At 58.3% G+C, this 14,540-nt stretch carries 15 protein-coding genes; 4 read left to right on the top strand and 11 right to left on the bottom strand.

Translation table 11 applies throughout. The annotated features are described in order from the left end of the window. Both AFK24_RS10670 and AFK24_RS10675 read right to left on the bottom strand, forming a co-directional pair. On the bottom strand, window positions 1–494 hold a 494-nt coding region (locus AFK24_RS10670; protein WP_430962140.1), incomplete at its 3' end, for an IS110 family transposase. A 134-nt stretch (window positions 495–628) separates the two neighbouring features. Further along, window positions 629–3,130 (bottom strand): TonB-dependent siderophore receptor, encoded by a 2,502-nt coding sequence (locus AFK24_RS10675; protein ID WP_065833213.1) that lies wholly within the window; start codon window positions 3,128–3,130, stop codon window positions 629–631. A 250-nt stretch (window positions 3,131–3,380) separates the two neighbouring features. Between AFK24_RS10675 and AFK24_RS10680 the strand changes: the two genes are divergently transcribed. Continuing rightward, on the top strand, window positions 3,381–3,809 hold the full coding sequence (locus AFK24_RS10680; protein WP_020294411.1) for an HPF/RaiA family ribosome-associated protein: 429 nt from the start codon (window positions 3,381–3,383) through the stop codon (window positions 3,807–3,809). An 89-nt stretch (window positions 3,810–3,898) separates the two neighbouring features. Here AFK24_RS10680 and AFK24_RS10685 read toward each other — a convergent pair whose 3' ends face one another. After that, entirely contained in the window at window positions 3,899–4,861 is a 963-nt protein-coding gene (locus AFK24_RS10685; RefSeq protein WP_065833214.1) for a FecR family protein, read from the bottom strand. Next, window positions 4,858–5,403 (bottom strand): sigma-70 family RNA polymerase sigma factor, encoded by a 546-nt coding sequence (locus tag AFK24_RS10690; RefSeq protein ID WP_065833215.1) that lies wholly within the window; start codon window positions 5,401–5,403, stop codon window positions 4,858–4,860. The genes AFK24_RS10685 and AFK24_RS10690 overlap by 4 nt, the downstream gene beginning before the upstream one ends. Before the next feature lie 165 nt (window positions 5,404–5,568). On the opposite strand from AFK24_RS10690, the gene AFK24_RS10695 reads away from it, so the two are divergent. Beyond that, window positions 5,569–5,901 (top strand): DUF3509 domain-containing protein, encoded by a 333-nt coding sequence (locus AFK24_RS10695; RefSeq protein ID WP_065833216.1) that lies wholly within the window; start codon window positions 5,569–5,571, stop codon window positions 5,899–5,901. Window positions 5,902–6,020: 119 nt separating this feature from the next. Here AFK24_RS10695 and AFK24_RS10700 read toward each other — a convergent pair whose 3' ends face one another. After that, a complete protein-coding gene (locus AFK24_RS10700; protein ID WP_020294415.1) occupies window positions 6,021–6,470 on the bottom strand; it encodes a phosphate-starvation-inducible protein PsiE in 450 nt (149 codons plus the stop codon). Window positions 6,471–6,741: 271 nt separating this feature from the next. Between AFK24_RS10700 and AFK24_RS10705 the strand changes: the two genes are divergently transcribed. Continuing rightward, entirely contained in the window at window positions 6,742–7,005 is a 264-nt protein-coding gene (locus AFK24_RS10705; protein WP_065833217.1) for a YebG family protein, read from the top strand. Between the two features lie 175 nt (window positions 7,006–7,180). Here the strand turns inward: AFK24_RS10705 and AFK24_RS10710 are convergent, their stop codons facing one another. The 4 genes from AFK24_RS10710 to AFK24_RS10725 form a co-directional block, all read right to left on the bottom strand. Then, window positions 7,181–8,284, bottom strand: a complete 1,104-nt coding sequence (locus tag AFK24_RS10710; RefSeq protein ID WP_065833218.1) for a dihydrolipoamide acetyltransferase family protein — start codon at window positions 8,282–8,284, stop codon at window positions 7,181–7,183. Between the two features lie 24 nt (window positions 8,285–8,308). After that, window positions 8,309–9,295, bottom strand: a complete 987-nt coding sequence (locus tag AFK24_RS10715; RefSeq protein WP_065833219.1) for an alpha-ketoacid dehydrogenase subunit beta — start codon at window positions 9,293–9,295, stop codon at window positions 8,309–8,311. Next, window positions 9,285–10,385 (bottom strand): pyruvate dehydrogenase (acetyl-transferring) E1 component subunit alpha, encoded by a 1,101-nt coding sequence (gene pdhA, locus AFK24_RS10720; protein ID WP_065833220.1) that lies wholly within the window; start codon window positions 10,383–10,385, stop codon window positions 9,285–9,287. The genes AFK24_RS10715 and pdhA overlap by 11 nt, the downstream gene beginning before the upstream one ends. Window positions 10,386–10,465: 80 nt before the next feature. Further along, window positions 10,466–11,503, bottom strand: coding sequence for a Glu/Leu/Phe/Val dehydrogenase family protein (locus AFK24_RS10725; RefSeq protein WP_065833221.1), 1,038 nt, complete (start codon window positions 11,501–11,503; stop codon window positions 10,466–10,468). Between the two features lie 190 nt (window positions 11,504–11,693). Here AFK24_RS10725 and AFK24_RS10730 point away from each other — a divergent pair, with 190 nt between their 5' ends. Beyond that, window positions 11,694–12,497, top strand: coding sequence for a SirB1 family protein (locus AFK24_RS10730; RefSeq protein ID WP_065833222.1), 804 nt, complete (start codon window positions 11,694–11,696; stop codon window positions 12,495–12,497). Between the two features lie 282 nt (window positions 12,498–12,779). Here the strand turns inward: AFK24_RS10730 and AFK24_RS10735 are convergent, their stop codons facing one another. Both AFK24_RS10735 and AFK24_RS10740 read right to left on the bottom strand, forming a co-directional pair. After that, a complete protein-coding gene (locus AFK24_RS10735; protein ID WP_065833223.1) occupies window positions 12,780–13,358 on the bottom strand; it encodes a hypothetical protein in 579 nt (192 codons plus the stop codon). 201 nt (window positions 13,359–13,559) lie between these two features. Continuing rightward, window positions 13,560–14,471, bottom strand: coding sequence for an SDR family oxidoreductase (locus AFK24_RS10740; RefSeq protein WP_065833224.1), 912 nt, complete (start codon window positions 14,469–14,471; stop codon window positions 13,560–13,562). Between the last annotated feature and the right edge of the window lie 69 nt (window positions 14,472–14,540).

Here is a 14,540-nt window from a genome sequence, read left to right on the forward strand (position 1 = left end):
ATGCCATGTTCGAGCAACAAACCGCGCATCTGGTTACCCATTGCGGTGTGCCGCCTCACGTACCCTTGCCGGGCTCGATGCAGGGCCTGCATAGCCAATTGCGCTGTGCTTTTGATCGGCACTGCCGCAATGTTTTGATCTCGGCCTGCGCGCAAGATCGCCAGTACATCGTTGCGATCATTCTTGGCGCCGCTGCGGTGGTCGGCCACGTGTTGCGCCGGCAGAATTCTCGCCAGCTTGCCTTGTGTCTGGAGCAATCGCGCCCAGGCCTGCGCACCAGGGCCTGTTTCCATCAGCACCGTCACGCCGGTCGGCAGCTTGTGGAGAAGCAGCAGAAAGGCTTCGCGTGACTTGATTCGGGCTTCGTAAATGACTTGGCCAAGGGCATCTTCCCCGGCCACCTGGAACACATTCTTGGCAAGATCTACCGCCACAGTCGAACACACAGACACATCGACTGGAGACGGATGAGTTTTGGTCGTATGCTTTTTCATGGGCTCGCCCTCGCTGTCGTTGGCTTCTTAAGAATGCCACCGTGGCGCTACAGACGCCTCGGCTTGGGCGAGTCCATCCAATTACAGAAATCAGGACACACCTCAATCCGTTCCCACAATGGACATCAACCTGATCACCACCGATAGGTAGCACTCGCCTGCACGGTGCGTTGCGAGCCATACCAGCACCAAGAATAGTAATAGCAGGACGCGACGTATTCCTTGTTCGCCAGGTTGGTGACGTTCAATGCCAGGCGCAAGTTATCCATCGGGCTGTTGATGTTCGGGATGTCGTAATGTGCCGCTGCATCGAACAGCGTGTAGCCCGGCACTTTCAACGAGTTGGCCTCATCGCCCCAGCTCGATCCGACATAGCGCGCACCGCCGCCCACACCGACGCCTTTGAGCTGGCCGTCACGGAAGGTGTAATCGACCCAGGCCGAAGCGGTGTGTTTCGGAATGCCCGGCGGCGTGGTGCCTTCTGCCGTCAGCGCCGGGCCATTGGCCACGCCGACAATGCCGGGTGAAACGCGCACCGTGCTGTTGGATTTGCTGACCTGATTATCCAGGTACGCATAGGCCGCGGTGATATCCAGGTTATCGCTCAGGCTCGCCTTGCCTTCGAGTTCAAAGCCACGGGATTGCACTTCGCCAGTCTGCACTTGGCAACGGGCGCCATTGCACAGATTGGTCGGGATCGGGTCCTGGGTCAGCACGTTGCTGCGGCGCAAATCGAAGACTGCCGCAGTGATGAAACTGTTGCTGCCCGGCGGCTGATATTTGATCCCCAGCTCGTACTGCTTGCCTTCGGTGGGATCAAACGGCGTATTGCCAAAGCCCGCACCAGATTGCGGCTCGAAAGATTCGGAATAGCTGATGTACGGCGCCAGACCATTGTCGAACAGATAGACCAGACCCAAGCGGCCGGTGAATGCCTCGCTGTCCGTCGAGCTTTTGCTTTTCACACCAGTGGTCAGACGCTCCGAACTGTTGGTGCTGTCCGCCCAGTCGTAACGACCGCCCGCCAGCAACACCCATTTGTCCCACTTCAGCTGCTCCTGCAAATACAGGCCTTTCTGCTGGCTGCGCGCCGTGGCGTCGGTGCTGTAGGTGATCGGCGTAACAGGACGCCCGTAAACCGGATCGAACAGGTCCAGCGACGGGCCATTGCCGTTGCCGGATTTGGTGTCGGTGCTGGTGTTCTGGTAATCGGCGCCGAACAGAACCGTGTGCTGCAACGGACCGGTATCGAACTTGGCCTGGGCCTGGTTATCCAGCGTGTAGGCATCCAGATTCACATCGCTGCCGATGGTGTAGCGACCCATGGTGCGATAGTCCGGCTGCAACGCGTCGCTGCCGTTGTAGATACTTTGATAAATACCTTCGCTGCGCAGATAACGGGCGTTCTGGCGCAAGGTCCAGACGTCGTTCAGGTGATGTTCGAACAAGTAACCGACGGCGTAATACTTGCGGTCGCTCTTTTCGAAATCCTTCTCGCCATCATAAAAATCCACGTCGATGTCACGACCGGTCGGGCTGTGCAATACCGAGCCATAGGCCGGAATCGACCCGTAGGACGCGCCCTTGGGATCCGCCTGATAGTTCGCCAATAAGGTCAGCGACGTGTCTTCGCTGGGGCGCCAGGTGAAGGCCGAGGCGATGGACTGGCGACGGGTTTCGGTGTGATCGATTTGCCCATCGGCATCGTCGTACAAACCGGAAAGGCGATAGGAATACACCCCTTGATCATCAATCGGCCCGCCAAAATCAAAGGTCGTACGCTTCTTGTCGAAAGTGCCGTAGGTCATGCCGATTTCATGGAAAGGCGTTTCCGTCGGCAACTTGCTGACCATGTTCACCACGCCGCTCGGGCTGGCCTGGCCATACAGCACCGACGATGGACCGCGCAGCACTTCAACGCGTTCCAGATCGAAGGAGTCCTTTTGCGGCGACGCATCACGGCTGCCCGGCATGCGCAGGCCATCAAGGTAAGTCGCCGGGGAAAAACCGCGAATCGTCAACTGATCGAGTCGTGAAGCGGTAGAACCACGGGTTTCCGGAACCACTGCGGCGGTGTAGCGCAGGATCTGATTGAGGCTCTGGGCACCCTGCGCGCGCATCTGATCCTTGGTGACCACGGAAATGGATTGCGGGGTTTCAATCAAGGCCGAATCGGTCTTGGTGCCGACCCGGCTGCGCGTGGCCACATAACCGGAAACCGGGCCGGTCGGACTTTCGTTCTGATACGCGCCGCTGATGGCAGTGGCTTGCAGCTCCACGGTGCCTTCGGCGGCAGCGGGTGCTGCTTCGATTCGATAGCGACTGGCCGAAAGTGTAGTTGCGCGCAAACCGCTGCCAGCGAGCAATCTGGCGATTGCCTCATCCGTGCCGAACGCACCTTGCAAGCCGTTGCTGCGTTTGCCCCGGGTCAAGGCCGGGTCGAATGCCAGAACCAGATTGGCCTGCTCGGCCAGGGCATTGAGCGCCTGGCTCAAATCACCGGCCTGGATGGCGAAGCTGCGCGCCGCGCTGGCGGGCTGGGCTGGCGCAGATTCGGCAGCGTGCAAAGGCGCTACGGCACACGCCATCAACACGGTAAGCGCCAGAGGATGCAACGAATTAACAGGGCGTGACATGAACGATCCTTCACTGTGAAATTAGGTTTTCCATAGCCATGACGGACATGCGCGAAAAACAGACAGTGAATGAGAGCGATTTACATTCAAAACCTGACGATTATTTTTTTGCGGCGAAATATTTCTTTCTTAATGGGGTTGAATTGTTCCTGCGTAGGCGCCAACACTGTGAATGAGCGCAGACGAAATGAACCAGTCAACCGGTCGTGTCGTCCGATCTCATACGAGCAAGCCTTATAAGGGAAGAACTATGCAAATCCAGGTCAATTGCGATAACCACATCGAAAGCAGTATTCGACTGGAGGAGTGGGTACGTACCACCGTTGAAAGCACGCTCGAACGCTATGACGAAGATTTGACTCGCATTGAAGTCCATATTCGCGATGAAAACGGTGACAAGCCCGGCCCGCACGACATGCGCTGCCAGATGGAAGCCCGACCAAAAGGTCATCAACCTATTTCCGTTACCCACAAGGCCGATACGCTGGATCAGGCCGTAGATGGCGCAGCAGTAAAACTCGACCACGCCCTTGAACATCTTTTTGGCAAACTGCGTACCAAACGTCCGGGCGCTCCCGTGATCAATGACGCAGAACAGGAGTCGGTAAACCCGGACGCCCTGCTGCAAGAAGAATTTCTGGAAAAAGAGCAGGCCAAAGACACCGCCCTGCTGGGATGATCCAAACCGTTGGCTGAGCCATTCAGCAACACTATAAAGAAGGGCGGGGTCGCCAAAACGACCCCGCCCTCTTTCGTTCAAAAGCGCGCTTACTCGGCCGGCTTGACCCGTACCAGCAGATCGGTGAAGTGCTCGACCTTGATCGGCAGGTTGTCGGCCAGAGTCGCCAGTGCGGCGTCGGTATCATCCAGTTGAAAGACGCCGGAAACCCGCATTCCTTGCAGGGCCGTCGCATCGAATTGCAACAGCCCATGTCGATAATTCCCCAGCGCCTCCAGCACCTCGGCAAGCGGTCGGTCATCGACCTTGAGCAAACCGCGCGTCCAGGCCGCAGGGTCTTCATTGCCGATCGATTGCGGCGTCTGCACCAGGCCATCCTTGAGCATCGCCCGCTGACCAGCGCTGACCCGGACCGCCACGGAACTGTTGGCATTGGCGGCGATGGCGGATTCCAGCACGCTGACCTGAACCCCGCCGTCCGCCCCACTACGCACCAGAAACCGTGTGCCCAGCGCTGTAATGGTGCCTTGATCGGTGCGCACCACGAACGGTCGCTGCGGGTCCTTGGCGACCTCGACCCACACCTCGCCGCGATGCAAGTCGATCACCCGCCGCCGCTCGTCGAATTCCACATCGACCGCCGAGTCACTGTTGAGCCGCAAATGGCTGCCGTCGGCCAGGGCGATCTCGCGGCGCTCGCCAACGTGGGTGCGCTGATCGGCCATCCAGATGGGTGCCTGATCGAGACTGAACCAGGCCAGAGCCAGGCTGCCGCATAAAGCAATCGTCTGCAGATAGCGCCGCGAAGACTTGCCCGGCGAACGCGCGAAAGCCTGGTCCAGAGCCATCCGCGCCGGAGCCGTCGGCAACTGCTCGAAACTGCCCCACAAGGATTGCATGCGCGCCACGGCCAGGAAGTGTCGTGGATCTTCCTGTCGCCAGGTATTGAAGGCCTGGCGATCCTGCGCAGTGACCCCATCGTCGTGCAGCAACGCCAACCAACTCGCGGCCTGGCCGATCATTGCTTCGGTCGGTTCGTACTCGGTGCTCATGACAGGTGGCCCGAACCATGCAGTGCTTTGTAGCAATGCACCAGCACGCTGGCCATGTACTGCTTGACCATGCTGCTGGAGACACCCAACACCGTGGCGATTTCGCTGTAGGTCAGGCCGTCCAGGCGATTGAGCAAAAATGCCTGACGCGGTTTGGCCGGCAAACCCTCCAGCATCTGGGCGATCCTTTCCAGAATCTCCAAGGCGGCGTGAATCGCTTCCGGGCTCGGAAAAGAGGCTTCATCGGCATGCAGTGCCAGAGCATCAAGGTAAGCGCGTTCGACCTTGCGCCGCCGCCCACCGTCGATCATCAGGCGCGTGGCCGTCGTCGTCAGGAAGGCGCGAGGCTCCTTGAGATTATGCGGCTCGGCCAGGGTAAGCACCCGAATGAACGCATCATGGGCCAGATCGGCAGCGCGCTGCGAGCAACCAAGTTTCTTACGCAGCCAGCCGTGCAACCAGCCGTGATGGTCGGCGTAGAGTTCGGAGATTTGCCGCTGGCGGTTGATCAGGTCGCGATCAGATGCGGAGAAGTCGTGCATGTGTCAATACTTCTCAAACACGAAAAATTATCATTAACGCGAAAGATGCCAGTTTTCAGCACCGACAGCAAGCGTAGGAAATTTCCCATCAATCCACTTGAGCCGAGAACTAAATTGCCAAAAGCCCAGTCAACTTATGCAGCCCCCTAAAGCAGGTAGCCGATAATGGACAATCCTTTTCAACAGATCACTGACGCGTTCCACCCTGATTATCGGGTGAACCTGAGCATTCAAGGGCTCGACGGCAGCATCATGCTGACCCTGTCCAACGAATCCGGCGTTGTCGCCAAACGCTTGATCAGCGCCGCACAGCGCAACGATCCCAAGCGCCTGAACCGTTTGATTGAAAGCGTGCAATTCGGCATCGCGATCGAACAAGGGCACAGCGCGATCAAGATCCTCGCGGCCATGACCGATGGCGACCTCAAGCAACTGGCCCCGCCACCGATACGCAGCAACTGGCTGCGCGATCGCCCACGATTGGCGGTAAGTGTTTAATGGCGTGTCATCGCGGTCGTGATGATGCGCAAGATTTCCACACTCATCTGATGCCAGATTCAGGCCCGACTACCGAACGCTTTCAGCGGGCCTGAATACCTTCCCGGCGATTATCTCGATCAGTTTTCGGCCTTGTCCTTGACCGATGGGTATTTCGACGACGCGTATCGAACCACCAGAATCGAAAACGCCAGCAGCAATATCCCGCCACACAAATAAATGATCCCCAGGTCAGGCGCGTTGTGATGCGATACGTCGCCGATCAAGAGCCGCGTCAGCGCTGTGATCGCCACGTAAAGCAGGAAGCGGATCGGCATGTGGTTGGTCTTGAAATAAATGCCCGTCATGGCACCCAGCTCAAGGTAGATAAACAGCAGCAGAATATCGTCGACGCTGATGCTGCCTTTTTCGAGCATACCGATAAAGGTCGTCACCGCCGCGTAGGCCGTGATCGCGCCGATACCGAACAGCGCCAGATAGTGGAAAGCCTCGACGCAGAGATTGCCGAGCGAGTCGGCCTGGTCGTGCAGGTTCTTGCGCAGCTTTTCAGCCCATTTCAGTTCTGACATATCCAACACATCCTGTACAAAAATTAAGCAGCACGTTCCCGGTCGTATCATGCAGCCGGTGCATGACGCTTTGCGGTGTCTCATTTTCAAGCAGGAACGAGGCCATTAGCTATGGTTGAGAGCGTGGCGGGTTGTCGCAAGGCACATCCATGATTGAAAAAAGAAGCATGAAGGCCACTATCCAGCGCGGAAAAATTCGCCTATGCTAGGCACTGTATAAAAATACAGTAGTCGTTAAAGACAACTATCGTGAAGGCATGTGAGGTGGTGAATGGCCGTCGAAGTGGTATACCGCAGCAGCCGAGATCTGGAGCGTTTGTTCATGGATAAAGCCGAAGCTGATCGTCATGACAAAATGCTCGAACTCGCTGAGTTGCTGGCAGCAGTGTTGAACAAGGCCGTACCTTCCCTGAGCGAAGCCCAGGTCGAGGAAGCCGGGATTTATATGGCGAAGAATCGCGATATTTTTGCCCGCGCATTCAAGAACCAGCCGGATGCGTTGAATGAATTGCTCAACGGTCCAGGTGCAGAGTAAAGCCCGGTCCTCCTGCGTGGGATTAGCTCATCCCAGGTAGATCTGTTGGAGCGAGGCTTGCCCGCGAAGAACGATGACGCGGTGGGATCTGGGTCACCGAGGCGCCTGATTCGCGGGCAAGTCGGAACGCCGCCCGCTCGCTCCAACGGGGCCGGTGTTTGTCGCGTGACAACGCTCAGTCAGGTTTCTCCAGCTCATCCACCAACGCCCGGAAAAACCGCGCCGCTTCGCCGCCGGTAACAGCCCGGTGATCGAAAGTCAGTGACAGCGGCAAAATCGGGTGCACCACCACTTCGCCGTTGACCGCAACCGGCTCATCGCGAATCGCGCCCGCGCCGATGATCGCCACCTGTGGCGGCACCACCACCGGACTGGCGTAGCGGCCGAACAAGGTGCCGAAGTTGGACAGGGTAATCGTCGCGCCCATCATTTCCTTCGGCGGGATCGACCGCGCCTGGACATCCGCCCGCAGGCGGCTCATGCCTTCTTTCAAATCGGCAGACTCGCGATTGCCCACATCGCGCAGGACCGGCACAAACAAGCCGTCCGGCGTGTCCACGGCAATGCCCAGATCAAGCTGCTGATGCTGTTTGATGGACAGGGATTTGCCATCGAACCAGCTATTGAGTACCGGCTCGACTTTGCAGGCAGCCGCCATGGCTTTACCCAGCCTGATCAATGGATCGCGGGCTTGCGACCAGCGGTGCAGATCGGCATCGCCATAAATCGTCACCGGCACGATTTCCGCGTGGGATCGGGCCATATTCAGCGCCATGCTGCGTCTGACGCCGCGCAGCTTTTCGCCGCCAAAACGGTCGCGGTCGGCCTGTGCTGCGCTTTCGACATCGGCGCGGGTGATCAGGCCGTCACTGCCCGAACCGCTTAATGCGCCGATGTCCACGCCCAATTGCCGCGCCAGTTGCCGGACCGCCGGTGTCGCCTTGGCTGCCAGATGCTCGCGGGTCGAAGGCGCGGCGCCAACGAAGAACTGATCGTCCTGACTGCCGCCGCCTTCGAGGCGTCCGACCACGGTTCCCGCATCGCCTTCGCCTTCGAATGCCATCAAGGGTTCGCCCACATGCAGGATGTCGCCATCGCCGCCGTAGACCTTGGCGACCACGCCGTCATAAGGCGCGGGAATATCGACAATGGCCTTGGCGGTTTCCACTGAAACCATCAATTGATCGGCCTTGACCGTATCCCCCGCCTTGACGTGCCATTCGACGATTTCCGCTTCTTGCAAGCCTTCACCCAGATCGGGCAGTTTGAAATATTTCATCGCAAATCTCCTGAATCTGGGCCGTCAGGCAAAATTGAGCACTTGATCGCAGGCGTGAAGAATGTCTTCCACGCCGGGAATGTACAGTTGCTCCAGTCGATACAGCGGCGGCGGAATATCCGGCGCCGTAACTCGCACGATGGGCGCCTGCAAATCCAGCAAAACCCGCTCGTAGAGACTGGCGGCGATCTCCGCACCGACGCCGCAGGAGCGCGGCGCTTCATGCACGATGACGCAGCGTCCGGTCTTGCGCACCGATGCTTCGAGGGTGTCCAGATCCAGCGGCTTGACGCAGGCCACGTCGATCACTTCCGCCGAGATGCCTTGTTCACTCAATGCAGTGGCAGCCTGCAGGGTTTCGTGGACGCTCGCGCCCCAGCTGATCAGTGTGATATCGCTGCCTTCACGCAGGGTGAAACACGTGTCCAGCGGCAAGCGCTTGCCGTCGTCGAGCAGCGGTTGCGGGTTCATGCGGTACAGCCGGGTCGGCTCCAGGAAGATCACCGGATCAGGATCGTCGATGGCCGCCAGCAGCAGGCCGTAAGCCCGGGCGGGCGAGGACGGGATGACCACGCGCAGGCCGGGGATGTGGGCGAACAGCGCCTCGGTACTTTCGCTGTGATGTTCCGGAGCGCGAATGCCCGCGCCCATGGGCGAACGCATGACCATTGGGCAACTCAGGCGTCCGCGAGTCCGGTTGCGCATGCGGCTGGCGTGGGAAACCAGGTGTTCCATGGCGGCATAGATAAAGCCCATGAACTGGATTTCCACCACCGGTTTCAATCCCTGTGCCGCCATGCCGATGACCAGTCCGCCGAGCATGGTTTCCGCCAACGGCGAATCGATCACCCGCTTGAAACCAAAACTGTCGCGCAAGCCTTGAGTGGCGCGGAATACTCCGCCATTGACACCAACGTCTTCCCCCAACACCACGACGTTTTCGTCTTCGGCCATGGCTCGATGCAGGGCAAGGTTGACCGCTTCCAGCAGGCTGACTTTTTCACTGCTCATGATGCTCACCTCCGGCGCGGCGTGCGGCGCGCTCAAGGAACCATTCACGCTGCTCGGCGAGTGCCGCTGGCCATTTGGCGTAGACGTGATCGATCACCGATTCCGGCGGCTGAACACCGGCTGCGTCGAACGCATCAACCGCCTGCTGCACCAGCGCCTGGCATTCAGTGACGAGCGCCTGTTCGCGGCCTTCGTCCCAAACCCCCTGACTGGCCATGAACGATTGCAGGCGTTTGATCGGCTCTTCCAGCCAGGCCTGCTTCACTTCTTCAGCGGCCCGGTAACGTGTGGCGTCATCCGCCGTGGTGTGATCGCCGAGCCGATAGCTCAGGCATTCCAGCAGCACTGGCCCTTTGCCTTTGCGCGCACGTTCCAGGGCAATCTGCATGCGATCGTAGACAGCGAGAATGTCGTTACCGTCGACTTGCTCGCCGTGGAAGCCGGCACCGATGGCTTTTTGCGCCAGCGTCGGCGCGCCGCACTGCATGTGCCGGGGCACGGAGATCGCCCACTGATTGTTATTGATGACGAACACCACCGGCAGTTGCCAGGCACCCGCCACATTCAGTGCTTCGAGAAAATCACCTTTGCTGGTCGCGCCGTCGCCGCAGGTCGTCACCGCGACCCGATGCTCGCCGCGAATCTTGAACGCACTGGCGACGCCGCAGGCATGCAGCGCCTGAGTGGCAATCGGCACACAGAGCGGGAAATCCTCAGCGACGGCCGGTTCGGCAAAGTTGCTGCCGCGCTCGTCACCGCCCCAATACAGGAGGATTTCTTCCATGCGCACGCCACGCATCAACTGCACGGCAGTGTCGCGGTAGTACGGGATAAGCACGTCTTCAGGATGCATGAGGCTGCCGATGGCAACGCCAATGGCTTCCTGACCAAGGGTCGGCGCGTAAGTGCCGATGCGCCCGGTACGTTGCAGCGCTACGGCTTTCTGGTCGAAAAGCCGGGTCAGGACCATTTGCCGGTAGAGACGGGTCAGGAGATTGAAGTCGTCGGCCCAGGCTGGCAGTTCACCTGTCAGACGACCATCCGGGGCAAGGTAACGGGTATACGCAACAGCGAGCCTGGTGCTGGGCATTGCTTTCTCCTTGCACGCGGGATACGCGTGCTACACGAAAACCTCGGCACTTGTGGCGACGAGGTTTCAGGCGTCGGCAATCACCGGGTAAGGCGTGGGCCGACGTTCAAGAGGTGCTCCGCCAACATGTCAGCGACCCGCGCGGGTGAGCGCTTTTCCGCTTGTGCGTGGGCGTAGACCTCAGTCAATCGTTGTCCGATCCTGGCAAGATGGGCGGTGATGGTGGAGAGCGTTTCCCCGCGATGTTGCAGGGCGACGTAGATGAGTCCGCCAGAATTGATCACATAGTCCGGCGCATACAGAATGCCGCGATTCTCCAGTTGGTCGGCGACCTGCAGGCTGGTCAATTGATTGTTGGCCCCGCCCGCCACCGCCGCGCAACGTAGCTGCGCGACACTCTTGCTGTTGAGCACCGCGCCCAGCCCGCAGGGTGCGAGGATGTCGCAGGGCGTGCTGAGCAGAGCTTCGCAGGCAATCGGATGGGCGCCGAACTGCTCCATTGCGAGCTGCACGCGTCCGCTGTCCAGATCGCTGACCAGCAGGTCGGCACCGGCCGCATGAAGTTGTTCGGCCAGGGCGTAACCCACATGCCCCAGGCCTTGAATGGCGATGCGCAGCCCTTCCAGATTGTCGCTGCCCAGACGCGCCATGGCCGTGGTCCGAATCCCGGCAAAGACGCCCATGGCGGTATGCGCCGAAGGATCGCCGGCTTCAGTGGTGCTGGTCACGTGTTGGGTGTGTTGCGCAATGCAGTCCATATCGGCGCTGGAGGTTCCGCTGTCCACTGCCGTGATGTAGCGCCCGTCCAGGCTCTCGACGAAGCGTCCGAAAGACTCGAACAGGGCAGCGCGATCAGGAACATGGGCGGGACGCATGATGACCGCCTTGCCGCCACCTTGCGGCAGACCGGCGAGTACCGATTTGTAGCTCATGTTTCTAGCCAGACGGATGGCGTCCTCGATGGCGCTGTCTTCATCGGGATAGGCAAGGTAACGACATCCGCCCAAGGCAGGACCGCGCTGGCAATTGTCGATAGCGATCACTGCCTTCAGGCCGGTTTCGGGATCGACGACCAGATGCAGTGATTCGATGCTTGAACTGTGCATGAGAGCGAACATCGGCAGTGCTCCCGGAATACTTTTTTTCTAAGGCGATTATAGGCGCTGCTGGGAAAAATGATTGACCGCTGGTGCATGCGGATCAAACACACCCGCACTTACATTCGGCACTGGACGAAATCTGCGACGGAGGCTAAAACAAGTCATCGCTGCCAACATTCCAGTTGCCCGGATTCGGTCGGAGGGGTCGATGACGCCACGCCAGCATTGCCTGTCTAGCCTGCAACAAAGCCCTTGCGATGTGTTCGAGGCTGCGCTGTGGGTTTCGGCCGAACATGACCCGCAGTTTCTGCCCCGGCATCTACGCGCCGAAATGGATCAATTGCAGCGTCAGGTGAACAACGCCCTGCCGTCGCTGCCGCCTTCCGAGCTGGCCCAACCCTTGTTGCGTCAACTCAATGCCATGGGGTTTGCCCAAGACGACTGGAACCCTCCGAAACCTGAATCGGCGCTGTTGCACAAAGTAGTGCAACGTCGTCGCGGTCAACCATTGGCCCTGGCTTTGATCGCCCTGGAAATCGCCAGGCGGCTGGAGATCAAACTCGAAGGGGTAAATTTCCCCGGGCATTTTCTACTGCGGGTTCCCGGCGCCGACCATTTGCTGGACCCTTGTGGTGGGCGGCGGCTCTACCCGCACGACTGCCGAGAGCTGCTGGTTCGCCAGTTCGGGCCAGACATGCAACTGCGCGCGGCGCACATGATTCACGCCACGGACTTGAGCATGTTGCAACGGCTGTCGCGCAATCTACGGCATCTGCACCAACTGAATGACGATCTGCTGGCCTCGCTCAAAGATGCTGATCGCGTGGTGGAACTGGGCCAGGCGACCACTGGGGATCATCTGGTCCGGGCTGGCCTGTATCACGCCCTGGAATGTCCGCAGGCGGAACGATTTGATCTGGAACACGCTCTGCTCTTGAGCGACGATCCGCTTCAGCGCCTCAGGCTCACCGAGCGTTTGAGCCAGCTGCCATCGAGCAAAGCCATACACTGAGCGGCCTGTAGCGACTGTTGCCGTGCATGCAACAGTTAATGTCGCAAACCACTGTTTTCTAATGCAATTAAACACTCTATTCTTGCCGGACTTTAAGCAAGCCGCTCAATTAACTTGTCTTGTTTACCCCATCGATTTTCGCTGGCACGTTGCTGTCCCTGACGTACCGGACTTTCAGAGTGTATCGACGTTGATTTTATAGCTCCTGGATCTACGTCTTGTTTAGCCGCTGTTAATACAGCGGCTTTTTTTTGCCTTCCGCCAAATTATGGCCTTGCGCCACTACACCTTCGATTTCAATTTGGGTGGCAGGAGTTCATCCTTGATCTTTTCGCCATTTTTTATGCGTTTGTTAAGGGCCATCGTCCCGTAACTGTCCCCTGTCGATGCAAACACCTGCAGGTTTTTCATGACATGGACTGTCTTGATGTAATCCGGCAACAACAATTTTGAATATTTATCCCCTGTCAGTACTTTAGTCTGCATTTCATCGATACGTTTGGCGAAGAACTCCAGGGCATTTATCTTGACATCCGGGTGTGAGATTTTGCCGTCCTTGTCGAACTCCAGGGCCGCACGCCCCATTAGATCCGCAGTCAGATTATCGACCAGACCAAAAGCCAGGAGTTGTTTGCCAATGTTTCCCAACTCTTCAGGGCTGACCTTTTCCGCATCAAAGTCTTTGAACAATGGCCGGAGTTTGCTTTGCTCCATGGCCATGGTATTGAGCGCGACGGGGTTCTCGCCGATCTCCAACAAGATACGGTTGGTATTGGCACTGGTTTTTTTAATTGATGGATCCTCAAGCCGTGGCTTGATAATGACTGGCGGCATTTCGCCGTATCGATTAACCATTCCCATGATGCTGCTCCTTTTACGTCGAATGAAGTATTCATCGAACATATCGGGAACTGGCCGGGCGACTTTATAGACAGAACACCCAACGGGTTAAATCCAGACGGGTACTACTTGTCATATGGAATATTCTTACACCGCGCAACGAAGCCTCCTAATTATCAATTATTTAATCAGCCGTTTCGTTGCGCAATTAGATAGTTTTATTTAACCCCTATACCTCTGCAAATTCGCCATCATTTCTTTCAGTGCCTCAACGTTATCCCCAGGATGCACTGCTCCGCCGAAATCACTAATGACTTGCCACTGCGCGGCGACATCTTCCGGGCTGAACCCTGCATGAGGGTCGAAGCCAGCTCCGAGGCTTCGCTCCCAGCGGACTTTGCCGATCCAGCCGCCGCCCACTTCGAACAAACCCGCGCTGTCCTGGCATTGGTCGCTGCCCAGGTACACAACTAACGGGCTGATCAGTTCAGGCTTGAGCAACTCGAAGACATTGGGCGGGATCAGCCCTTCGGTCATTCGCGTGCCACCGGTTGGAGCGATGGCATTGACCAGGATGTTGTTCTTGCGACCTTCCAGGGCCAAGGTGCGCGTCAGGCCATAAAGTCCCAACTTGGCCATGCCGTAATTGGACTGGCCGAAGTTGCCGTAGATACCGGAAGTCGATGAGGTAAATATCACGCGGCCATAGTTTTGCTCTCGCAAGTGAGGCCAGGCCGCGTGCGTCACCTTATAAGCGCCTTCAACGTGCACGCGATAAACCAGATCCCAGTCGGCATCTTCCATTTTGACAAAGGATTTATCGCGCAGGATTCCGGCGTTGTTCACCACGACGTCAACACGGCCGAAAGCGTCCAGGGCGTTCTGGACGATCTTGTCGCCATCGGTTACCGAATCGTGATTGGCCACCGCCGTGCCGCCCGCTTCGCGAATCTCGCTGACCACTCGGTCTGCCGCCGACGAGTTGGCGCCTTCCCCACTGGCGGAACCGCCAAGATCGTTGACCACCACGCGAGCGCCATGGCGGGCAAACAGTAACGCATGAGCGCGACCCAATCCGCCGCCAGCACCGGTGACGATCACTACTTTTTCGTCGAAATGGACAGGTTCACTCATGACTAGCTCCAGGAAAGGTCGGCAGACGCGCTTGCATCAGTGTCGTACACCCGACTTCCAGTCACAATC

Source organism: Pseudomonas syringae (assembly GCF_001698815.1).
Classification (GTDB): Bacteria; Pseudomonadota; Gammaproteobacteria; order Pseudomonadales; family Pseudomonadaceae; genus Aquipseudomonas; species Aquipseudomonas syringae_A.